The sequence below is a fragment of the Desulfovibrio inopinatus DSM 10711 genome, from assembly GCF_000429305.1.
Classification (GTDB): Bacteria; Desulfobacterota; Desulfovibrionia; order Desulfovibrionales; family Desulfovibrionaceae; genus Alteridesulfovibrio; species Alteridesulfovibrio inopinatus.
This window is the reverse complement of sequence record NZ_AUBP01000002.1, coordinates 465,857-488,053: the sequence shown is the minus strand read 5'-3', so window position 1 is coordinate 488,053 and position 22,197 is coordinate 465,857. Positions and strand designations below refer to the sequence as shown.

Annotated in this window: 21 protein-coding genes; 6 read left to right on the top strand and 15 right to left on the bottom strand. The window is 51.6% G+C overall.

All coding sequences use genetic code 11. The annotated features are described in order from the left end of the window. The 6 genes from G451_RS27570 to G451_RS27565 are packed head-to-tail and all read left to right on the top strand — an operon-like array spanning position 1 to position 7,533. Positions 1-339 carry an STAS domain-containing protein gene (locus tag G451_RS27570; RefSeq protein ID WP_051261128.1) on the top strand — a complete coding sequence of 113 codons (339 nt, stop codon included), beginning with the start codon at positions 1-3 and terminating at the stop codon, positions 337-339. 14 nt (positions 340-353) lie between these two features. Continuing rightward, positions 354-1,058, top strand: coding sequence for a tetratricopeptide repeat protein (locus G451_RS0104440; RefSeq protein WP_027183312.1), 705 nt, complete (start codon positions 354-356; stop codon positions 1,056-1,058). Then, on the top strand, positions 1,055-1,699 hold the full coding sequence (locus G451_RS0104435; RefSeq protein ID WP_027183311.1) for a tetratricopeptide repeat protein: 645 nt from the start codon (positions 1,055-1,057) through the stop codon (positions 1,697-1,699). Before G451_RS0104440 ends, G451_RS0104435 begins: the two co-directional genes overlap by 4 nt. Beyond that, a complete protein-coding gene (locus G451_RS0104430) occupies positions 1,696-4,884 on the top strand; it encodes a tetratricopeptide repeat protein (protein WP_027183310.1) in 3,189 nt (1,062 codons plus the stop codon). Before G451_RS0104435 ends, G451_RS0104430 begins: the two co-directional genes overlap by 4 nt. A gap of 55 nt (positions 4,885-4,939) precedes the next feature. Then, positions 4,940-6,580 (top strand): glycosyltransferase family 2 protein, encoded by a 1,641-nt coding sequence (locus G451_RS0104425; protein ID WP_027183309.1) that lies wholly within the window; start codon positions 4,940-4,942, stop codon positions 6,578-6,580. Continuing rightward, positions 6,577-7,533 (top strand): glycoside hydrolase family 26 protein, encoded by a 957-nt coding sequence (locus G451_RS27565; protein ID WP_051261127.1) that lies wholly within the window; start codon positions 6,577-6,579, stop codon positions 7,531-7,533. Before G451_RS0104425 ends, G451_RS27565 begins: the two co-directional genes overlap by 4 nt. A 235-nt stretch (positions 7,534-7,768) precedes the next feature. Here the strand turns inward: G451_RS27565 and G451_RS0104415 are convergent, their stop codons facing one another. From G451_RS0104415 to G451_RS0104345, 15 genes are all read right to left on the bottom strand, one after another. Beyond that, the gene (locus tag G451_RS0104415) at positions 7,769-8,923 is read right to left on the bottom strand and encodes a sulfite exporter TauE/SafE family protein (protein ID WP_027183308.1); all 1,155 of its coding nucleotides are present in this window, start codon (positions 8,921-8,923) and stop codon (positions 7,769-7,771) included. A gap of 87 nt (positions 8,924-9,010) precedes the next feature. Next, positions 9,011-9,532, bottom strand: a complete 522-nt coding sequence (locus G451_RS0104410; protein WP_027183307.1) for a 4Fe-4S dicluster domain-containing protein — start codon at positions 9,530-9,532, stop codon at positions 9,011-9,013. Between the two features lie 19 nt (positions 9,533-9,551). Further along, a complete protein-coding gene (locus G451_RS0104405; RefSeq protein ID WP_027183306.1) occupies positions 9,552-10,961 on the bottom strand; it encodes an NADH-quinone oxidoreductase subunit N in 1,410 nt (469 codons plus the stop codon). A gap of 73 nt (positions 10,962-11,034) precedes the next feature. Further along, positions 11,035-12,666, bottom strand: a complete 1,632-nt coding sequence (locus G451_RS27560) for a complex I subunit 4 family protein (RefSeq protein WP_084448364.1) — start codon at positions 12,664-12,666, stop codon at positions 11,035-11,037. Positions 12,667-12,713: 47 nt separating this feature from the next. Next, positions 12,714-14,510, bottom strand: a complete 1,797-nt coding sequence (locus G451_RS0104395) for a Na(+)/H(+) antiporter subunit D (protein ID WP_034640571.1) — start codon at positions 14,508-14,510, stop codon at positions 12,714-12,716. Next, a complete protein-coding gene (locus G451_RS0104390; RefSeq protein WP_027183304.1) occupies positions 14,497-14,760 on the bottom strand; it encodes a hypothetical protein in 264 nt (87 codons plus the stop codon). Before G451_RS0104390 ends, G451_RS0104395 begins: the two co-directional genes overlap by 14 nt. Before the next feature lie 15 nt (positions 14,761-14,775). Continuing rightward, positions 14,776-16,266: a monovalent cation/H+ antiporter subunit D family protein gene (locus G451_RS0104385; protein ID WP_027183303.1), complete on the bottom strand. Its 1,491-nt coding sequence runs from the start codon at positions 16,264-16,266 to the stop codon at positions 14,776-14,778. Positions 16,267-16,270: 4 nt separating this feature from the next. Next, the gene (nuoK, locus tag G451_RS0104380; protein WP_027183302.1) at positions 16,271-16,579 is read right to left on the bottom strand and encodes an NADH-quinone oxidoreductase subunit NuoK; all 309 of its coding nucleotides are present in this window, start codon (positions 16,577-16,579) and stop codon (positions 16,271-16,273) included. Between the two features lie 8 nt (positions 16,580-16,587). Next, complete coding sequence (locus tag G451_RS0104375) at positions 16,588-17,103, bottom strand: NADH-quinone oxidoreductase subunit J family protein (RefSeq protein ID WP_027183301.1); 516 nt, start codon at positions 17,101-17,103, stop codon at positions 16,588-16,590. Positions 17,104-17,141: 38 nt separating this feature from the next. Further along, positions 17,142-17,741, bottom strand: coding sequence for a 4Fe-4S binding protein (locus G451_RS27555; RefSeq protein WP_034640567.1), 600 nt, complete (start codon positions 17,739-17,741; stop codon positions 17,142-17,144). Positions 17,742-17,781: 40 nt separating this feature from the next. Further along, a complete protein-coding gene (gene nuoH / locus G451_RS0104365; protein ID WP_051261126.1) occupies positions 17,782-18,768 on the bottom strand; it encodes an NADH-quinone oxidoreductase subunit NuoH in 987 nt (328 codons plus the stop codon). A 232-nt stretch (positions 18,769-19,000) separates the two neighbouring features. Further along, complete coding sequence (locus tag G451_RS0104360; RefSeq protein WP_051261125.1) at positions 19,001-20,182, bottom strand: NADH-quinone oxidoreductase subunit D; 1,182 nt, start codon at positions 20,180-20,182, stop codon at positions 19,001-19,003. Beyond that, on the bottom strand, positions 20,179-20,721 hold the full coding sequence (locus G451_RS27550; protein ID WP_051261124.1) for an NADH-quinone oxidoreductase subunit C: 543 nt from the start codon (positions 20,719-20,721) through the stop codon (positions 20,179-20,181). Before G451_RS27550 ends, G451_RS0104360 begins: the two co-directional genes overlap by 4 nt. Next, positions 20,718-21,314 carry an NADH-quinone oxidoreductase subunit B gene (locus G451_RS27545; RefSeq protein WP_084448363.1) on the bottom strand — a complete coding sequence of 199 codons (597 nt, stop codon included), beginning with the start codon at positions 21,312-21,314 and terminating at the stop codon, positions 20,718-20,720. Before G451_RS27545 ends, G451_RS27550 begins: the two co-directional genes overlap by 4 nt. Next, positions 21,293-21,670, bottom strand: coding sequence for an NADH-quinone oxidoreductase subunit A (locus G451_RS0104345; protein ID WP_027183298.1), 378 nt, complete (start codon positions 21,668-21,670; stop codon positions 21,293-21,295). The genes G451_RS27545 and G451_RS0104345 overlap by 22 nt, the downstream gene beginning before the upstream one ends. Positions 21,671-22,197: the final 527 nt, after the last annotated feature.

Here is a 22,197-nt window from a genome sequence, read left to right as displayed (position 1 = left end):
ATGCTGACCATGGAACATTGCCGCAACGAAGCCTGTCTTGTTACATTCGACACAAATCGCATCGATATCTCCAATATCGATGCGGTCAAATCTCGATTTGTTGATTTCATCAACGAGGGACACAACAAATTCGCGCTCAACCTTTCCAATGTCACATTCCTTGATTCCGCCGGGCTCGGAGCGCTGATTTCCACTCTCCGATCGCTCAAGGGAAAGGGCGGTATCGCCTTATTCGGGGTGAATACCAATATCCGCAGTGTGTTGAAAATGACACATATGGACAGAATCTTTCCCATCTATAACACGGTTGACGATGCCCTAGATTCATTTACTTCATAGTGGTCGACAGCGTTATGACAACATCGACAAGGCAACTTGTTCTCTATGGAGTCATTTTAGCCGTCACAGCGGGAACTACGACCTGGTTTTATCAATGGCATCATGCGGCAATGGTTGCCTTTCGTCAGGGAGAAATACTTCTCTCACAAAATCATCCCCGCGAAGCGCGTTCATTTTTTGAAGAGGCGGTTCGTCTCCGAGCCCGTCGTCCCCTCCCGTATATACGCCTCATCACTTGGGCTCTTGCACACAAGAACACCGCCACTGCACTGAATGTTCTAGACCAATTCTTCGACTCGAATGCGACCATTGAACCCGGACAAGCAGACCAACTTGCCGGGCTTTTTGATACTGCAGGCCAGCCACAGGCCGCCCTGGCGCTTCTTGAGCGTCTCGGTGCCACCATCGAACGTAATCCAGCGGCGGTTCTGCACAAAGCTTCTCTCTTATCCCGTCTGAACCAATTGGATGCAGCCGAGGCAATATATCGTCAATTGATTACCGCCAACGCTCACAATATGGCAGCTCAAATCGGTCTCATACAGACGCTCACCAAAGCCAGAAAAGTGGATGAAGCGGAACACTTCGCCCGTTCCCTCGTTGGGCAATACCCCGATAACCGACAGATTCGTCTTGAGCTGGCACGCACTCTCACTGCAGCAAACAAAATTGACCAGGCTATCAACGAATACCGTCGTATTCTTTCGGAGGCTCCATGATGTGTCAGAAACGGTTTGCTTTTTTCCTCCCCATTGTACTGTCGATCTTCCTTGCGACAGTAAACTCGTTTGCTCAAACGCCGATACCGGGAACCCCCGTCCCCGAGCCAGCCCCAGGCCAGGACGAGATCACCACGCAACAAGCCCGACTCGAATTGGCGCGACTCCTCAGCTACAGCAAACGCTATGACGAAGCCATTGCCGAATACAAAATGCTCCTCAAAGACACTCCGGACGATTTCACCGTGCAAGCCGAACTCGCCCGCGTTTATTATTGGAAAGGCGATGAGACACGGGCACTCACCATGCTCCGCGCACTTCCTCAAACGGCGCTTGATACCGAATCAGCGCTCGTACTTGCCGATATTTATGCGGCCACAAAACAATATGAACAGGCCACAGCATTATATAAACGCCACCTGCAATCCACACCGAACGATGACACCACGCGTCTCAAACTTGCCGATACGTTAAGCTGGATGAAACAGTATCCGGAATCTCTAGCGCAATATAAACAAATCCTTGCCAAGCACCCGCATGATATTCAGGTACGCAGACGCTATGCCCGTGTTCTCTCATGGGCCGGCCGAACCGATGATGCCATCAAAGAACTCCAAATGACACTCAAGCCAACACCATGAATATACTCGGCATTTTGGGACATATTGCCTGTCACAGTTTCCTGCTGTTGTGCGTTGTCGCCGTTGCCCAGGCCGCCCCGGTTGCAACAAACAGCCTCGTGCCAGCGCAAGATTTCATCTCCGACTTTGATGCGCGATTACTTCTGGCGGAGTTATATGCGCGCACTCCCACTCATCTGCCCCAAGCGGAAAAAGAGTATCGTGCGCTTCTTCAACAACGTCCCAATAGTTCGACATTGCGCTTTGCTCTGGCCGACGTCCTCATGCGTAACCAAGACTTCACCGAAGCCGCCGCACTCTACACCACCCTTGCCAAAACGAATTTTCAACCGGTGAAAGTTCAAACCGGACTGGCTGATGCGCTGTTCTATGGTGGAAACCTTGATGCAGCCTTGCCGCATTACGCCAAGGCCTATGCATTGGCTCCTAATAATCCCACCGTGCTTGTTCGCTATGCCAAGGCACTGGCCTGGGCAGGTCAAGAAGCAACGGCTCTCCCGCTGCTGAAACAAATCCAATCACAAGGCTGGGGAGACAAAGAATCCGAATTCCTTCTAGCGCAGGCCTATTTCACAACGGGCCGTCTCCGCACCGCACGTACGGCCGCACAGTCGATTCTTGCTCAATACCCCAAAGATATCGACGCCATCATGCTTCTGGGGGATATTGAAACGCGTTTGGGACACGGTGTAGCCTCCCGCGAATGGTATATACAGGCTTTAGCGCTCGCCACTCCATCGCAACGCCCCGATATTTTGGTACGACAGGCCAATCGCAGTAACCTCTGGGGAGATTTCAACCAGGCCGAAGCAACGTTGCGCGGTGTTCTCTCTCAACACAATAGTTTACCTGTCCGGCTGGAGCTGGCCCGTGTTCTTGCCAATGCGCAACGATATGACGAAGCCGAAGCGATCTATCGTGATGCTCTCATAGAGCATGACGCCGAACCTGAGATCCTGCTCGCTCTCGCGGATATTCGCTTGCGTGCTCACGATCCCGAGGGCGTCTTGTATGCTTTGGAACTGCTTGATGCCAGTGATCGCCGGGCACGCTCTGCGCTGACGTTGGAAAGTGCTGCATTGCTCGAAGCAGGTCGGAATACGGACGCGGTCAGCGTTGCGTCTGCGCTGGCTCATCATCCCGACGCGACTGCAGACGATCATGTCATCTATGGACGCACGCTTCTTCGGACCGGTCACGACAAAGAAGCACGTGAAGTTTTTTCCCAAGCAGCCAAAACTGATCCCCATTCGATTGCTGCAGCATACTACGACCGCGGAGGTTCCTCCGATTTGGCACACAGTGTCATTGCGGAAGAAACCAACCCGGAACGTCTCAAAACATGGGGTGACATGTTCGCTCGTGACGGACAGTATGCCTTGGCCATCAATCTGTATGATGCAGCGTTAACCCGAGATGACCAATACATCCCGGCAGCCATGGCTCGAATTGAAACACTCGGATCGGCCGAACAGTATGAAGAAGCTCTCCGCAGTGCCGACTCCCTCTTGAAAACATTTCCGGATGCCTCCAAACTCCTTTTGACCAAAGCTCGCCTCTTCTCATGGGCGAAAGAATACGATGCCAGTCTGGAAGTCTATCGCACCATGCGCCGTATAAATCGGCGTGATCCCGTTCCCGTCCTCGAATCAGCTCGCGTCGCGATGTGGGGAAAACGTCCCAAACAGGCGACAGAATATTACGATACGCTCATCGACTGGCCGCCCGATGCAGGAGCCGTTGCCGTGGTTGAACAGTATACGGCGAAAACGTCTGACTCTCCCGGTTTGCCACCCCAGGATACTGAGTGCATCTACCAGGCCGGTCTTGATGTCCTGGCGCGTACACAATTCCCACCGTCACAGCGCATTGCGTTGGAACGCGCTGTGATTGCCTTACGACCGAGCGTTCGTATCCAAACTTTGGCAACTCTTGAAAAACAGGCAAAGCGCCTTGCATATAACGATCGACAAATGCTTGCGCGCAAAACCTTTACCAAACTCATCGCCATGGAGCCAGGCAACCAGGAAGCCCTTTTCGATGCGGCACAACTCGATTGCGCGATGGGCCTTGGTACGGAAGAGCGATGTGGCTATCAACGCCTCCTGCGTATTGACCCCTTGCATGATCGTGCCAAACGAGCCCTGCACCGACTTGATGTTCGTGGCAATCCACAACTGAACGCTCGATATAGTTTTTGGGATGAAGACGGTAAATCCGGACGACTCGCCAACATCAGCCGAAGTCGTTTCGATCTGGAGCTTGTCGTCCCATTCAACGACACCCGTTTTTGGGCCAAGGCGGGACAGCATGTCTTCATTGAATCTCCGAAAACACCTGATTCCTCCAACGCCAACGCAGGAAGCGTTTCCATTCCGGCACAAGATGAACTTTACGGATTCTATCTGGCGGCACAACGCAACAATCGATCACGAACCGGACCCTACTTTGCGCAAGGGCAATCCATTGAAGTCGGCGGGGTATTCAATCCATATATTCGTGCACGTGCGGCCGTGCTGTACAAGCTGTATGAAGACTCGGCGCTCGGTTCATACTTTTTGCCTGAGGCCGATATAACGTTCAATGCCTATGATATTGCCAAGCTCACCGTGGGATATGCGCTGACAGAGGAAATATTCAACGATTATTCACTGTTTCAAAGTATCACGGCACAAACGTTTACGGCACGCCTTACGTTACAGCCGATAAAACAAATCAGCCTTGATCTTGCCGGTACCGGAAAAATCTATAGTGATGACAATCAAGGTTTGCATCTTCGCGCTGACCTCGGTCTTCTTCTTCTGCCGCATCCGTATACGCTCAAGCTCATTTTCACCGGTGAACATCGAGATACAGCCAAGGAAAGTCTGTTTCGCTATCAAGATGACGCCCTGGTGAATATCATTCATCCCTACTGGACGCCGCGGAATTATTTTGCCGGCACAACAACGCTGGAGTGGCGTCACGATCTGGCTAAAGATTTTTTCTGTGGTGCGCGGCGTCATTTCTACGATATTCGTGTGGGTGTGGGGACAGATACCGATGATAACGACGCATTCCGAGTGGAAGCCGAGTATGTCTATGATATCAACGATCATTGGTCGACACAGGTTTCCGGTCTCATCCATCGTTCACGCGAATGGGATGCACTTGGGCTCTGGTTAGGGCTAGGCTACCGTTTTTAATCTCGTGAGAGCGAAACAGCCCGTGGATTGATCGGGCATTGGCAAACATGTACATATGAAAGCAGTTCGACTCTTACTGACAATCTTTCTGGCTTTGGCCATGTTATCAATCTTTGGCTACCTCGGCGTGCGTACGATGCTTTATTTCTCGGCGCAGTACGGTGTGTTTGAAAAAATTACCGCCGCTTTTCTGCTGTTCGCAGAAGGCTTCACCATGCTCCACGCCTTTGGATATTTTCTGAACATTTTCCATGTGATGACCACCCCAAAACAATCACGTCTTTCCACAAATGCCGTCCCGGAACTTCACGACTATCCTCCTATCGCTGTGATTGTGTCGTCCTTCCACGAACCAATTGAAGTGGTTGAAGACACGCTTATCTGTTTCTACAATATGACCTACCCCAACAAACACATCTATTTTCTTGATGATACTCGCTACGATCGACCCAATGCAGACCCGCAAGAAATGGCTGCGTATCGGGCAGAAGTTGATGCCATGTGTCAACGCATCGGGGTCAACTTATTTCGACGCCGTTGGCGCGGTGCAAAAGCCGGCATGATCAATGACTTTCTCGATTTTATTCAGGGTAAAATTCGTGAAGGGTTTGAATTTCAGTCTTTTGAAGATACGGCACGAACAGAGCGAGAAAAGTACATTTTAGTATTCGACGCCGATCAAAATCCGTTCCCTGATTTTGCAGAGCCACTCGTTGCCTTTATGGAAGCAAATCAAGGTCTCGCCTTCATCCAAACACCACAGTATTACACCAACTTTGAAATTAATCGCGTTGCGCACGGGGCAGGCCTGCAACAAGCGGTCTTTTATGAATATATATGCGAAGGGAAAAGCATGCAGGACGCAATGTTCTGCTGTGGTACAAACGTCATTTTCCGAGTCCAGGCACTCGTCGATGTCGGTGGTTTCGAAGAGTCTTCAGTCACGGAGGACTTCGCGACATCGCTCAAATTCCATCTCCATAACTGGCATTCCGCCTATCTCAACAAAATTTGCGCTTTTGGACTTGGACCGGAAGATCTTGGAGGGTATTTCAAACAACAATTTCGTTGGGCTCTGGGCACCGTCGGGCTCTTTCGAACGGTTTTAAAGAACTTTGTCCTCCATCCTTTCTCGTTAACCGGCTGGAAGTGGTGGGAATATTTCCTTTCCGGCACACATTATTTTGTCGGATGGGTCTTCTTTATTATGATGATCAGTCCTATTCTCTATTTATTCCTCAACATTCCAAGTTATTTTGTTAATCCGGAATTATATTTCCTCTTTTTCTGCCCCTACATTATTTTAACATTATCCCTATTTTTCTTCACATTAAGTCAACGCCGATACCGCCTTATTGAGCTGGCACAAGGTATTGTTCTCCAAGCCATTACCTTCCCCGTATTTATGCGAGCGTCTCTTCTCGGCATCATTGGTATCCGTGGCTCATTTGGCGTTACACCCAAAGGCTCCGGACAAGCCATGCCGTTGCTCTTCTTGTGGCCACAGCTCACCATGGCCATAGCATGTTTTGCGGCCATAATTTGGGCAATAAACCGAATATATTTCGAGCGAACCGATGTGGTTCCCATAGCGGCAAATGCCTTCTGGTGCTTTTACCACTTCTGTATTCTCTCCACCGCACTTTATTTCAATAATCCAATCATCAAGAGAGGACAAAAAGAGGATGCATCATGAAAACAATGCTGACCTGTCTGATGAGTATTTTACTCTTTGCCCCAACCTCCTCCATTGCTGCTGAACCTCTTCTTTTCGGCGTTACACTTGATGGGCTTCCCATCGTCGAATCTCGACTTCACGACATAAGCAATCATATTGGAAAAAAGCCGTCTTTGGTTGTGTTCTTTTTACAATGGCCGGAATCGCCCACGAGAGGATGGTTCCCGCAAGAAACATTCGATGCCATTCTTCGATTCGGTGCAATCCCCTGCCTCACCTGGGAGCCGATGTATTACAAGGATGACAAAGAGCATATGATAGCGGCGAAAGCCATTACAGACGGCACATTTGATAGCTATATCGACATGATGGCAAGCCGACTTAAAGCACTCAGAAAACCTGTCTACCTTCGTTTTGGACACGAAATGAATTTGGCACGTTACCATTGGGGCGTATCAGCCTCACAATACAACGAGAAGGCTCCCCTTGCGTATCAAAGCATGTATCGACACATCCGAAACCGATTCCGACGGCTCAAAGCCGACAACGTCAAATTTGTTTTCTGTCCCAATGCAGAGTCTCAACCACATCCCGTCTATAACGGGGCAACATGGAACACCGCCTCAGCATATTTTCCAGGAAAAAGTGATGTCGATATCTTCGGGATGGACGGATATAATTGGGGAACAACACAAACGAAAGAACAGCACGGATGGGACAGCACCTTCCGATCATTTGCCGACATTTTTAGTCCACTGCACGAAGAATTAACGCGTCTCTCAAAAAATACCCCGATCTTTGTCTTTGAAACGGCCAGCGCCGATCAGGGTGGAGACAAAACTCTCTGGCTTCAAAACGCCATCGCAACCATGCAATCTTGGGGTATACGAGGATTCTGTTGGTTCGAAGCCAACAAAGAAGTGGATTGGAGACTTGATGAAGCAGCTCACGCAATTCTCACGAAGCCCTAAAACCTCTTCAGAAACTATCGCTCGTTTAACACGTTCTTGGTCTGACTTTGTCCTATGTTTTTAGCGACATATTTAAGAGGTGCTCCAGACCGACTTAACTTACGACGCTTTGGCGTATTTTCATCGAAGTACGAAGACAATACCTCATCTCAGGCGTCGTCATTTTCTCACATCCAAAACAAAACGCGCGCTGTTTCCAGCGCGCGTTTTGTTTTGGACGGTATACAAACAACAATTAGTTCAAGGCTTGCGTCAAGAGATTCATGATGTCGAAGCCCATGAAACCCTTGAGGGTGTAGCGGACACCGACAAAGACAGCCAAGATAATGAACAAGCGTTTGAGCCAAATATCAGGAATGTACTTGGACGTTTTCGGACCAATGTACGAACCGATAACGATGCCGATAAGTTCCGCTCCGATCAGGGTCCAGGCAACGGGAGTGCCTTTGATGACCATGTACGAGAAGATGGAGGAAATCATGCCTATGAAAACGGCCATAGCCGAAGTACCGGCAACAAGGTACATGGGAAGACCAGCAACCGAGGTCAGGAAGGGGACGAGCAGGAAGCCGCCGCCAACACCCAGGAAGGAGGCCAAAGCCGCGATAAAGAAACCACCGATAACCGGGATGATGGGGTTGAAGTCAAATTCAACACCGTAGAAGGTAAAAGCACAGCGGGTCAGTGAGAACGAGCTGACTTTTACGCCTTGGTCAGTATTCGAAACACCGGATTTGACGCTGTCTTGGAACGCCTTGGCAGCTTCTTTGGCTTTTTTCTTACGAGCCTGCCCAGCAGGAGTGGTTTCGTAGAAAAGGTAGACACCAAGCAGCAGGACGAACAGACCGAAGTACCCGATATAGGACTTCAAGCTGATTTTCCCAGCGGTCAAAATCGGGACCAAAATGGAACCGGAGATCGATCCAACAGCCAGAGCCAACCCCAAGGGCAGAACCAAGCGTCCCATGCGGAAGTAGTTCCAGGAGGACAGACCGGCGCTTGTGCCGACGAGCCATTGGTTCGACACGCGAATGGAGTCGGTCACAACGGTATTCATCGCTGTTCCTTTCCCGAAGCTCGACGCGTAGTTCCCCAATCCATAAATGGAAATGTGTCCCACACCGGCCATGATGCCGCCGAAGGCACCAACCGTCGAAAAAATCCAGCCTACCCAGATCGCCCACAAGAAACCGACAATCAAGCTCGGTTGAGGACCACCAGGAATACCGAGATACCCAGGGGTAGCACTCGGATCAATTTTGCCGTTCGACTGTGCGTCCATGATCGCATCAGCCAGACGATCAGCTAATGCTGGTTGGGCAACACAGACAACGCCCACTGTTAACGCCAGGAGTGCTAAATAAAAAACAGCACTGCGTTTTGTAAACATATTACACCCTCCTTCTCCTCATCAATCTTTGGTTAACCTTTTTTACCACCCTAGCCTCTAATATACGTACCCCACGGAGGAGAGACGTTACAAAAATTTAACTTTGGATTGATGTTCGAGAAGTTTCTTTCCATACTTAAACCGTACCTTCCCAGACGTCTCATTGGGTGATACGAACTCGAGAGCATGAGCCGTACAGGCCGTTACACAAGCTGGCTTCTTGCCAGCATCAATGCGATCACGGCAGAAGTCACATTTGATCGCGCGTCCGGATTCTTCATCCCATTGCGGGATATCCCATGGGCACGCAATGATGCAGGCTTTGCAACCGACGCATAATTCAGCATCAACATACACTATGCCATCTTCATCGCGCCGAATCATTGCCCCAGTGGGACACGCGGCCACACACCATGGCTGTTCGCAATGAAAACATGGCATAAATAAGTTCATCATTTTGGGCTTACCGCCCTTATCGACCGGACCAACAGTGACAATTTGACCGAGTTTGGCCCCAACAGGAACACGATTTTTTACTTTGCAGTGAACTTCGCAGGCCTTGCAGCTAATACAGCGGTCTGAGTTGGTCCGGATGTAATACTTGCTCATGCTCCACTCCTCAGAGTTTTTAGGGCATAATAGTCATTCCTGCCGAAAGAGCCAACTGATAAATTGGTCCCGGCATTGCGCCCAGAATGAGAATTGCCGTGGCTAAAAGACCGGCCATGGTCATTGAACCCCGCCCCACAACAACATCGGGAGCTGTGGCTTCTCCTGTGTACGCATGACGTACGAGGCTCAAATAGTAATAAATGGAAATGGCGGTGTTCAAAACAGCCACAACCACGAGCCAATTATAACCATGATTCCAGGCTGAACTCAACAAAAAGAGTTTCCCCGTAAAACCGGCGGTCGGCGGGAGGCCAACCAAGGCGAAAGCCGAGACAGCCAAAACGACAGCCAACCCAGGCGCACGTTTGTGCAACCCATCAAGGTCAGACACTGTCACGTTCTCGCCGTTACGAGAGACTTTACAGACAACCCAGAAAATAGCCAAGTTCATGAGGATATAAATCAGGCTGTAAAACGCTGCCGCCGCAAGGCCTTGCGGCGTTCCGGAAACAAGCCCGATCATGACATAGCCAGCATGAGCAACACTCGAGTAACCGAGAAGTCGTTTCACATCGCGTTGCGCCAAGGCCGCCAAGTTTCCATAGGTCATGGACAACGCACCAAGTACCGCGAGGATATTGGTGATTTCGAGGCCAGGAGCGAGAAGCGCTGCAAGACGAACAAGAACAACAACAGCACCGAGTTTAGGAAGCGTTGCCACAAACGCAGCCGTTTCGTTACTCGCACCTTGGTACACATCGGGGCACCAGAAGTGGAACGGAAACAATGCCAGTTTGTAGAAAAATCCGCCCAGGAACAAGGTCAGGCCAATAACGGCCATCGGATTTTCAGCAATACTCCAGGGTTTGTTGGCCAACTCAGCAAGATACGTGGTGTGCTGCCAAGACATGACGTAAGACAAACCAAAGAGTGCTAGCGCCGTCACCGCAGCACCAAACAGGATATATTTGATACCGGCTTCAGCCGCATCGCGATCGGTGGATCGCAACGGGATCAAAGCATACAACGAGTATGAGGACAGTTCGAGCGCCAATACAAGCGTGATGAGTTCAACAGCCGACGACAAAAACATCAGGCCCAAGCTCGACAGCGTCAGCAGCAGGAAGTAATCGGCTCGTTTTTTTGTTTCCAAGGTTGGCTGCCGTAAGGCATTTTGCATGGCAATGGCATAACCCACTGAAATCGCCAACTTGAAAAACTGCGACAGGCCATCGATCTGGTAGGTATCCCAGGCAAGCATACCGCGAGCAGACAGACCAGCCAAAGAGGCGATCACGCCAATCCAGACCGCTACAGGCAAGAAGGCCGGGGTCTCTTCGCCGCCGTCTTGTTTGAGGGTGTAGACGAAAAGAAACAGTGCCAGAAACGTCTGATAGAGTTCAGGGATGATTAGTTGCAAATCCATGACATAACTCCGGCCGGCCGGAAAGTGTCCGGCCCAGTATGGTGTGATGTAGCTCCCGAAACGAGGCGTATATTCATCCGTTGGTTCCGTTGGCTTCGTTGTTCATCATCCCGTTTGTGGTCGCATTGTAGACCACGCTTTCCCGGGAAACATCAAGACGATCGGCCAAAGGCGCAGCCGCCTTTTCAGGGACGACATGCGACGGTTCAGCAACCTGCGTCTTTTCTTCTTCAGGTACTGACTTGGAGTGAACATCCTCAAGCACCAGGGAAATAGATGGGGAAATCGTCCGCAAGGCCAATCCCGGAGCAAAACCGAGATAGATGACAAGGATGGCCATGGGTACGAGATAAATCCATTCCCGCGTATTGAGGTCGAGCCAACCTTTGGGGTTGTCCGAACGTCCGTACGCCATTTTCTGAAGAAGACGCAGCATATAGGCTGCGGCCAGCATGGCACCGGGAATAGCCAAAAAGGCTGCCGGTACGCTGTCGGTAAAAGCACCAACCAACACGAGGATTTCACCGACAAAGCTGTTTGTTCCGGGGAATGCAAGGGAAGACATGGAGAACAAGCCCCAGAAGAAGATGAAGGCAGGCAGATAACGACCGATACCGATATGGTCGCTAATTTCACGCGAGTGACTGCGCTCATACGCTGCGCCGATCATCATAAACATGGCGCCCGTGGTAATACCGTGGTTGAGCATCTGCATGATAGCGCCCTCAATCCCGCGTTGATTGAGAACAAAGATACCAAGGGTAACAAAACCCATGTGGCCTACCGAAGAATACGCAATCAGTTTTTTCATGTCGGTCTGGCCCAAAGCGACCAAACCGCCATACAGAATCGAAGCCACGGAGATGGCGATCATCATCGGCGCAAAATAGTCGCTGGCGGCAGGAGCCAGAGGCAAGCAGAAGCGCAGGAAACCATACGTTCCCATTTTCAACAGCACCGAAGCCAGGATGACCGAACCGGCGCTAGGAGCCTGAACGTGCGCGGCAGGCAACCACGTATGAAACGGAAACATGGGCACCTTGATGGCAAACGCCAGGGCCATGGCAAGAAACGTCCAGATTTGGAACTGGTACGGATAGGTTTGTTTGCTCAGTTCAACAATGTCGAAGGTACCGCCAACGCTCCAGAATGCAACGATGGCAACAAGCAACAAAGTCGAACCAGCCAATGTATACAGGAAGAACTTAATGGATGCGTATTTACGATCCGGCCCGCCCCACACTGCGATCAGCAGATACATGGGGACAAGCATGGCTTCCCAGAAGATGTAAAACAGGACAAAATCGAGTGCCACAAACACGCCGATACAGGCCGTGGTCATAAGCAACAAGCTAATGTGAAACTCTTTGATGCGCTTTTCAATGTATGTCCAGGAACACAGGACACACAGAGGCAGTATCAAGACGGAAAGCAGCACCATAAAGAAGCTGATCCCATCGATACCAAGATGGTAGCTTATGCCGATGCCGGGTAGCCAGGCAGCGTGTTCGACAAATTGATATCCTGCCTCACCAAGCTGATAATTCAAAAACAGCGGGAATGAGAGCAGAATTTCAACCAACGACACGACAAGGGTGAAGGCGCGCACCACCATCTCGTTTTTGATAAAAAACGCCATGAAAAGCGCCGCGGCCAGCGGAAAGAAAACAAGGACGGTCAGGGTCGGGTAGGCAGCGTCAGCCATGGACTTACTCCGGATTTGCTATCCCTGCGGATACCGGTTTTATTCGGTTAAATGAAATACCAATACAGAGCGAAAAGGCCCAGACAGATGACAGCCGTCGCCGCGATGTAATCCTGAAGCCGGCCGGTTTGTCCCTTGGCAGCAAGCGACCCCGTACCTCTGACGGTGTAGGCCGTCCCATCGACCACGGTATCGATGGCCTTACGATCAAAGATCGCCGAAAGCCATGCGCTTCCCATCAGGCCGCGCAAACCGATCTTGGCGTACACTTCGGTCCAGACATTATCGATAGCCGCGACCGGTACACTGACCAATTTGTAGAACCAACGGGCAACAAATCGGTAAAGCGCGTCGAAGTCGAGGTTAACTTTGTCATGGGGTACAATGATCTTACGGCAAAAGTAGAACCCAAGACCGGTGAATGCCAACAAGATCGAAGACTGCAGAACATGCCATGCCGTATAGGGGTGGTATTCAACTTCAAACGGCAGGATGGAATACAGTGTCGAGGGGAACAGGCCAGTGAAGAGGCACAAAAACGACGAGATTCCCATTGCAATGTACATGTTCTTGGGGATCGGTTTAAGTTCGACCGTCGAATCCGGCTTCGACCAGAAGGCGAAGTACGGCAGTTTGATACCGACGGAAAGGAACGTCCCGACAGCAGCCAATTCCATACCGAGAGCCATCCACGTGTGATGCGCTTCAGCCGCACCGGCAATGGTCATGGTTTTGGAAATGAACCCGTTGAACAACGGCATCCCCGAGATGGAGACGGCCCCGACCATGTAGAAGAGCATGACAAAGGGAAGGCGCGAAACCAATCCACCGAGTTCGGTGAGTTTGGCCGTTCCGGCTGCATACAAGAGACAACCGGTTCCCATAAAGAGCAACCCTTTATACAGGATGTGTGCATAGGCATGCGCACATGCGCCATTTATGGTCATTGCGGTCCCGATGCCAATCCCGGCAACCATGTATCCCACCTGCGAAACAATGTGGTAAGATAAGATCTTCCGAGCATTGTTTTCGATGGTCGCGTAAAAAACACCGTAGAGACACATGACAACGCCCACCACAGCGAGCACCTCAAAGCCGGAAAAGGCCCGAGCCAACACGTACACGGCGGTTTTCGTTGTGAATGCGGACAAGAAGACCGCACCGGTAATAGAAGCGCGTGGATAGGCATCCGGCAACCAGGCGTGAAGCGGTACAGCGGCAGCGTTCACGCAGAAACCGGCCATAATGAGCCAGTCATACGTAGCAATATTGGCCGGATCAGCCGGGGTGAAATCAAACGTGCCGAGCGCTTGCCAGCGAAGCAGCATCCCCCCGAGCAGAAGCAATCCGCCCATAACGTGGAACAGGAAGTACCGGAAACCGGCCCGAGTCGCAGCCGGATTGCGCGCCAACCAAATGACGCCCGTCGATGCGATACTCATGAGTTCCCAGAAAATGAACAAGGTCAGATAATCGCCAGCGAATACACATCCGAATGCCCCGGCAACGTAGAGGCATGTCGCGACGTGCTTCATCGGGTCCTTTTCATGATAGGCGTAAATAAACGCAATGAAGGACTGAATGGCAAATACGTTGGCGAAAACCAGGGACAGGGTGTCCACTCGGGCAAGCTTCAGTGTGGTCCCGATATAGGGAATGGTCCAGGTCACACCTTGGCCATCACCGTTCCAGGTCTGCGTAAAGACCACGGCAATGGCGACCAGAGGGGCGATGAACAGTATTTTGTTCCTTCCCTGCCAGTCGGTAAACCAGGGCAACAGCGCGGCCGTGACCACAAACAGTATGCTCGGGTGGAAGAACCAGGCGGTATCAATCGCGGTCATAGTCTTCCTCTTTGCGCGAAATGATCGGAAATACGATCTTTTTCAAAACGAATGTCATAATGACAGTGCCCAAAAGCGAGAAGGCAGCCCAAAAACCGGGATAATGTTCCAGTTCGAAATGGGGGTGGTGCGGCAGAATGAAGACATTGAGCAGCACAAGAAGAAGCAGGAAGGAAAAAAAGACCCACTTCCACATGAAGTCGTATGTTCTCGCTTTTTTGAGCCACTCACCGAATCGATCGTGATGCACGGCCGGTCTCCTTGGCTAGAACTTGCCGAAGGCGTTAATGAACTGCATGAACGTGTCCGGGAACAACCCGAGGAACACGGATATGAGCGCGGTAATGAACAGAGGAACCACCATAACAAGCGGCGCTTCTTTATACTGTTCAATGTCCACTCCTGGTGCGGCTGGTCGCAGGAAGGCGCGAACAACCACCGGGGTGAAGTACGCGGCGTTCAACAAACCACTGGCCAACAGAGCGACCAACAGTATGGTTTGCCCGATCTGCATGGACCCCCCGATGAGATACCATTTGGTGACGAACCCGCACACCGGAGGCATCCCGATCATGGAGAGCGATGCGAGAGCAAACGCCGTAAATGTGAACGGCATACGCCGTCCAAACCCGCCCATGAGGCTGATTTTCTTGTGATGCGTTACCACATAGATGGCACCGGCAGCGAAAAACAGCGTAATCTTTGAGAAAGCGTGGTTAACGATATGAATCAGGCCGCCTTTGACAGCCAACGGGGAGAGCATCGCCACGCCAAGAATGATGTAGGACAACTGGCTCACTGTGGAATAGGCCAACCGGGCTTTGAGGTCATCTTTGGTCAGCGCGATGATGGATGCCGCCAAGATGGTAAACGCCGCCAAGTAGGCGGTGACAATTCCCAGATTGAGCTTTTCCATAAGCAGGACGCCGTAGCCGGAAAGAAACACACGGCTGATGGAAAAGACCCCGGCTTTAACAACGGCCACTGCGTGCAGCAAGGCGGAAACCGGTGTCGGGGCGACCATGGCAGATGGCAACCAGTTGTGCATCGGCATAATGGCCGCTTTGGCCAAGCCGAACAGGTAGAGGAAGTACGTAATGCTGACAAGCGTCGGGTCGGCGTCAGCCGGGAAGATACCATTGACGATATCGCCCAGATGAAAATCGAGCGTGCCGCACAGTACATATGTTAAGGCCATAGCGGGCAGCAAAAAGAGTTTGGACGACCCCATGAGGTAGACCATGTATTTGCGTGCACCGGCAAAGCCTTCTTCATCTTCGTGGTGAGCAACCAGCGGGTAGGTGAAGATGCTGATGATTTCGTAGAAGAGATACATCGTAAAGATGTTCGCCGAAAACGCGACGCCGAGAGCGCCGAAAATGGCGACGCCAAAACAGAAGTAATAGCGTGTCTGGGCATGCTCTTTGAGGCTGCGCATGTAGCCGATATTGTAGCTTGTGGCAAACATCCACAAAAACGAAGCAATAATGGCAAACAGAAGCGAAAGCCCGTCAATACAAAACTTGACGGAAACCCCGTGAAAGAGTTCGACCAGCGTGTACGTCCAGATGCTGCCTTTTAGGACAGCCGGAGCCATCGAGGCGACACTCCCGAAGGCAATCGCACCAGCAATAAAGGACGCCGCTTCACGCTTGTTAATGTTCTTGCGAAAATACCAGATAAAAAACGGAGCCACCATGGTGACAACGAGAGGTATCAGGATAAGCGGGCTTTCAATGTAGGCTTGCTCGGTCATGACGCTATCCTTTAAGCCGGCTGACGGTTTCGGTCTCGGCGTTTCCGAACCGCCGCACCACCACAAGGACGATGGCCAGGACCAAGGTGGCCTCGGCCGCGGCCAGTCCCATGACGAACAACGTGGCTGCCTGCCCCATTTCCGCGGGCATCGGCGTCAGTTGGGCGCCTGCTGCGATAGACAGGGCCGCACCGTTGAGCATGAGTTCCACACAGATAAGCATACCGATCAAACTTTTACGATACAGCATGCCAAACAGGCCCACACCCAAGAGAAACAGGGCGAGGATCTGATACAGGGTCAAAGCGCTCACATCGGAAATCACTTTGCCTGCCTCCTTCTTTCAAATCCCAAAAGAACAGCTCCGGCCATTGCAACAAACAAGACAACGGAGATCAGTTCAAATGCCAACACATAGGGTCCCAAAAAGACACGACCCAGTTCCTGTGGCGCCAGTTCAAGCGGCGTCGGTACAACCGATCCTGCATGATGAAAACATGCATACCCGAGAATACCGGCCGGAATGAGACTGCCGACCAACGACTTGGCAATATGACCGAGACTGCGTTTTTCGAGCTCTTCACCGCCTGCCGGGGCACGAGTAAGCATGATGGCGAAAAAGATGAGCACCACCACGGCTCCGACATAAATAAGCAGTTGCATGAGCGCCAAAAGTGGAGCGGCCATAAGTAAATACAGGCCGGCCACACCGAAAAGCGCAAGAATAAGCCCGCACAACGAGCGTACGAGCGATCTGGCCAGGACCGCTAAAAGCGACCCGCCCACGATCAGAAGGGCATAAAGCCAAAAGGAGATAATAACGATAGTTTCCTGCATGGCGTCCGTCTTATGTTTAGAGGTCAGTCCCGCCGCGATCAGGCGGCCTCTTCCCCAGGAGCTTTCGGCCCGGGTTTGCCTGACTGTCCGGCTGCATCCGAAAGCCTGGCCATGAGGTCGTAAGAACACCCCTGCCTTGAATCCGCGATGGAATAGACATCGCGAGAGAATTGAAGCGAGTCTACGGGACAATTCTGCACACACAGCCCACACAGGCTGCACAAATCAAAGCGCAGATCGAACCCGGTCACGACTTTCTTCTTTTTCTTCTTGGGCGGGGCCATGCGTTTAGCCGGTACGGCCGATCCCCCGTCCGAAGTTTTGCGGGCGGTTTCTTCAAGTTTTTTGTCGACCGGGGCCACTTCTAATTCAATGGTCTCGACCGTAATGTTAATGCATCCCGACGGACAAATGGCCTCGCACATCATACATGCAATGCATTTGGGCTTGGCCGGTTCCTTGGGCATTCCGACAAGATCGATATGTCCACGAAACGTGTCGAGGTTGGAGACGCTGGCGCGTGGATAGTGGACCGTCACCTGGGGTTGGACAAAGTTCTCCCCAGTGACACGAAGACCCACCACCAAGCTCCACAAGCCTTTGACGGCGTCCGATATTTCGGTGATCACGTTTTTCATGCCGATAAACCGTGCATCCTTGGTGTCTGGCGCAACACGCCTAGAACAGTTTTATGACAAAGGCCGTGACAAGCAGGTTGGCCAACGCCAACGGCAAAAGCCACTTCCAATTGATATTGAGCAACTGGTCAAAGCGGACGCGGGGATAGGTCCAGCGAAACCAGATGATCAAGAGGAGTAATATATACAACTTGGCCAAGAACCAGACCGCTCCCGAAAAGAACGGGCCTTGCCATCCGCCCAGGAACAGAATGGTAGCCACAGCGCATACCACGATCATGTTGGCGTATTCAGCCAGGAAGAAGAGACCGAATCCCATACCGGAATATTCGGTATGGAAACCAGCCGTCAGTTCGGATTCAGCTTCGGGCAGGTCAAAGGGGGCACGGTTGGTTTCCCCGATAGCACTGACGAAGTAGATGAAAAACGCCACGGGCTGACAGACGATGTTCCACTGCCATGGCCAGGCTCCCTGGCTTCTGACCATATCCATAAGGTCAAGGGTTCCCGTTTGCATCGCAATGGTCAGAACAGCCAACAACAACGGAATTTCATACGCAACCGATTGGGCCACAGCGCGGGCTGCACCAAGCAGCGACCACTTGTTGTTCGATGCCCAACCAGCCAAGCACAACGACAGAACCCCAAGACCGGCAAAGGCGAGAATGAGCAGCAAACCAAGGTTGGTATCCAGCGCAAAAACCGTTTCCCCAAACGGGATAGGCATGAACAGGACAAAGACAGGCAGAAACGACAACACCGGTGCCACCCAGAAAAGGATCTTATCTGCGCCCTGAGGGGTGACAAGTTGTTTGCCGATGAGCTTTGCCGCGTCTACAAGCGGTTGCAAGAGTCCATGAGGCCCTACTTCAAAAGGTCCCGGCCGGCGCTGCACATGGCCGGCCACCTTTCGTTCCACATACACGAGAACGAGGCCGTTGAGCCCGATGAAGGCGGCCAGGGCGATAAGGGCCACCACAAGCCGGACAAGCTCTACGGGGATTTCGGTAACTGATGGAATGGTCACGGTGATTCGTCCTTTTTTTACTCGGCCTTGTCGGTATCGCCAAAGGCGTCCGCATTGTTTTGCGGACACACGGTCCGCCCGTTTTTGAGACTTCAGCGGCGAGGGTCGCGGCCTGTTACTTTCCGCACATACCCATTTTCCGCATTGAATTTCCTACCCCAAAAAAAATCAACAAGAGACCGCAACCATTTACTGAATATGCTTGGTTGCTCTCGCGTTGACATGCGTTCCGTTACCTGTCGATTTCCGGAATGACGAGGTCAAGGCTTCCTAAGATGGAAACCGCGTCAGCCAGCATGGTGCCTTTCGCCAGTTCGGCGAACAGACTCAAGTTGGAATATCCCGGCGCACGCAATCTGACGCGATACGGTACGTTGGTTCCATCGCTCACGAGATAGATACCGATTTTACCACGCGCCCCTTCGACGGCGAAATACGATTCCCCTGCCGGGGCCTTCCATTTCGCTTTTGGTGCTTTTTTGTTGATGTATTCGCCATCCGGAAGCCCTTCGAGCGCCTGGTCAAGAATACGTAAAGACTGCTCAAGCTCATCCATACGCACGAGATACCGTGCCATGGCATCGCCCTTGGGATACGTCGGAATGTTATAATCAAATCGGTCATAGACCCCATACGGTTCAGCCCGGCGCACATCGTAGGGAACCCCTGAACCACGTGCGACAGGTCCGGTTGCGCCATATCGGATGAGCATATCTTCAGAAATGACACCGATATCTTCGCACCGTTTACGCAGAATGATGTTGTCTGTGACGAGATCTTTATACATGCCAAATCGGGTCCGCATATAGCTGCAGAAGGCTTTGGCTTCACTGACAAATGTATCGGAAACATCGCAGGCGACGCCGCCGAAGCGGTAATAACAGTACGTCAAACGCGACCCGGTAATCATTTGCAGAAGATCAAGAATACGTTCGCGGTCATCGAACGCATACATGATCGGTGTGAACGCACCAAGGTCAAGCAGATATGCTCCCCACCACAACAAGTGCGAGGTGATCCGGTTGAGTTCAGTGGTAATGACCCGAATGTATTCTGCACGTTCCGGGACTTCAATCCCGGCCAACCGTTCGACGGCTCCGACATATGCCCAGTTCCAGGCCATGGCGTGCAAGTAGTCTACCCGCCCCATGTTTGGCAGGTATTGAGCATAGGATTTCACTTCGCCCATTTTCTCTTGCATACGATGGACATACCCCAGAACAGGTTCAGCCCGTAGGATATACTCTCCGTCGAGTTCAAGAATGACCCGCAAAACCCCGTGTGTGGACGGGTGCTGCGGCCCCATATTGAGAATAAGCGTGTCAGGTTGCTGGCCTTCCATGAACCGCAGGGTGTAGCTATCCCCCGGATGGGCATCGTCAAGGCCGCGGCGATTATCGAAAACGGTTGTCATTTGCCCTGCTCTCCTTCGTCTTTATCTGCCGTATTGGCGTACAATCTCTGTACGAGGGGGTGATGTTCCGGGCAGTGCACAAATTCGTGGAACGGCTTCACTTTATACAAGCCTGCCCGCTTGGCATCACTTTTGAGAAGAGGAGGCGGGGTATCATCATCGGGCAAGAGCAGCGGAGCCGGATTGGGGTTGCCTTCGAACGTAATGCCATAAAAATCAGCGGTTTCCCGTTCGTGCCATTCTGCACCATGATAGATGGGGGCGATAGAAGGGATGACGGGATTATCACGAAGGAGTAAAACGCGAAGAGAAATTCGGCCAGGTTCACGGAAGTGATCGAAGTGGTACAGAACCAATAAACCTTCGGCAACGTCGAGTCCGGTTACATCTTCCAAAAAGTAATCGTTCTTGCGAAGCGCTTTGACAACGGTAAGCAGATCGTCTTCTTCCAGGAAAACGCTTAGAACTTCACCGGATTTCCGGAACTCACATTCCCCAACACAGGCATTCTTGAGAAAATGAAAATCAGGCTGACTCATTTCCCTTCCTCCGTCGACGCGGCTTGCGGCGCAACTGATACACACGACGCCGGACACGTTGCCGCTTCGCTTCCGGGGCTTGCCGGTTGCGGCCACCAGCGTTTGCCGGTCATCTTTTCCTGCAGAGCAAAAAGACCTTCCAGAAGGGCTTCAGGACGCGGAGGACAGCCAGGTATATAGATATCTACCGGGATGAGCTTATCCACGCCTTCGACAATGCCATATTGGCCTTCAAACGCGAACGGGCCGCCGGAAATAGCACAGTTTCCCATGGCGATGACATAGCGCGGAGCCGGCATTTGCTCGTACAACGTCACCAGCGCAGGAGCCATCTTACGGGAAACCGTTCCAGCGACAATCATAAGGTCAGATTGACGAGGAGACGGTCTAAACACTTCCGCCCCAAAACGCGCGATATCGAAACGAGCCATACCAACGGACATCATTTCAATAGCACAGCAGGCCAGACCAAATGTCATGGGCCAAATGGACATGGCGCGACAGACATCAAGAAACTTACGCGGTAACGCAAGCGGTACGAGCGCCTCGTCCACCACCCCTTGTGCGGGTGTCAGCAAATCTTTCTCGGCCATGTGAACACGCCTTTTTTCAAGAAGTAGAGGATTGCCAGGAACAACACCCCGACGAAGATCAGGATTTCCACAAACGGAAAGAAGCCCGCGGAGCGGGGATACCAGGTGGCAACGGGAAACAGATAGAGCACGTCGACATCAAATGCCAAAAAAATCAGTGCATAAAAGTAGTAACTGATGCCGAAACGAATCCATGAGGGGCCGTGTGGGGGCATGCCGCATTCATACGGCAACCCCATAGCTCCACCCCGCGCCTTGGGTGCAAGCAGGATAGATCCTACCAACGGCCCGCCGGCAAAAGCCAATCCCATGAGGAGAAACATGAGAATGGCGACGTTCAGCCAACTGAAAACCATAGGATGTTGCTCCTTTTTCGTGTGCAGCGCACACCGGTTTCAACCAGCGTTCACGCAAAAAAACGCAAGACGTGCACCACCAGGGCACGACTCGACACGTGAACCTGAAACATGCGCAGTAAACTCGCTCTGCGCCATGCCTCTCTTTTTTGTATTGTGCCTTGATAGAAGCCAAAAAGGTTTCCGTCAATTCCCCCCCGCTGGTGTCAAACCGTGCGCAATGACCCAAGAATTCGCAATATACGCTGAAATCTGAAGCATTTCTTTTTTAAAAAAGTCGGGAAAAACATTTTATTGTTCTTTTTTTCCCAAACTAGCTTTGCGATTTTTATCAATTCCAGACATAAATAATAGACTTATTTCCAACGAAATAGCCGTATCACCCGATGCTAACAACACGTGAGAGTACTTTTTTTCACGAGCTTCTCAAAGTCTTGCTTTTATAAATACGAATTGATAATTGCCTGAGTATATTACACAATCGGCTCTTGCTGATTCCGGTGCGTGTGTTCCCTTTACGAGAATAA

Coding starts and splice junctions, on each gene's coding strand:
- G451_RS27560 (WP_084448364.1), bottom strand. CDS start 12,666: ATGGCTGACGCTGCCTACCCGACCCTGACCGTCCTTGTTTTCTTTCCG.
- G451_RS0104345 (WP_027183298.1), bottom strand. CDS start 21,670: ATGGTTTTCAGTTGGCTGAACGTCGCCATTCTCATGTTTCTCCTCATG.
- G451_RS0104435 (WP_027183311.1), top strand. CDS start 1,055: ATGATGTGTCAGAAACGGTTTGCTTTTTTCCTCCCCATTGTACTGTCG.
- G451_RS0104415 (WP_027183308.1), bottom strand. CDS start 8,923: ATGTTTACAAAACGCAGTGCTGTTTTTTATTTAGCACTCCTGGCGTTA.
- G451_RS0104395 (WP_034640571.1), bottom strand. CDS start 14,510: ATGACCGCGATTGATACCGCCTGGTTCTTCCACCCGAGCATACTGTTT.
- G451_RS0104440 (WP_027183312.1), top strand. CDS start 354: ATGACAACATCGACAAGGCAACTTGTTCTCTATGGAGTCATTTTAGCC.
- G451_RS27550 (WP_051261124.1), bottom strand. CDS start 20,721: ATGAGTCAGCCTGATTTTCATTTTCTCAAGAATGCCTGTGTTGGGGAA.
- G451_RS0104430 (WP_027183310.1), top strand. CDS start 1,696: ATGAATATACTCGGCATTTTGGGACATATTGCCTGTCACAGTTTCCTG.
- G451_RS0104385 (WP_027183303.1), bottom strand. CDS start 16,266: ATGACCGAGCAAGCCTACATTGAAAGCCCGCTTATCCTGATACCTCTC.
- G451_RS27545 (WP_084448363.1), bottom strand. CDS start 21,314: ATGGCCGAGAAAGATTTGCTGACACCCGCACAAGGGGTGGTGGACGAG.
- G451_RS0104425 (WP_027183309.1), top strand. CDS start 4,940: ATGAAAGCAGTTCGACTCTTACTGACAATCTTTCTGGCTTTGGCCATG.
- G451_RS0104375 (WP_027183301.1), bottom strand. CDS start 17,103: ATGCAGGAAACTATCGTTATTATCTCCTTTTGGCTTTATGCCCTTCTG.
- G451_RS27555 (WP_034640567.1), bottom strand. CDS start 17,741: ATGAAAAACGTGATCACCGAAATATCGGACGCCGTCAAAGGCTTGTGG.
- G451_RS0104405 (WP_027183306.1), bottom strand. CDS start 10,961: ATGGATTTGCAACTAATCATCCCTGAACTCTATCAGACGTTTCTGGCA.
- G451_RS0104410 (WP_027183307.1), bottom strand. CDS start 9,532: ATGAGCAAGTATTACATCCGGACCAACTCAGACCGCTGTATTAGCTGC.
- G451_RS27565 (WP_051261127.1), top strand. CDS start 6,577: ATGAAAACAATGCTGACCTGTCTGATGAGTATTTTACTCTTTGCCCCA.
- G451_RS0104360 (WP_051261125.1), bottom strand. CDS start 20,182: ATGACAACCGTTTTCGATAATCGCCGCGGCCTTGACGATGCCCATCCG.
- G451_RS27570 (WP_051261128.1), top strand. CDS start 1: ATGCTGACCATGGAACATTGCCGCAACGAAGCCTGTCTTGTTACATTC.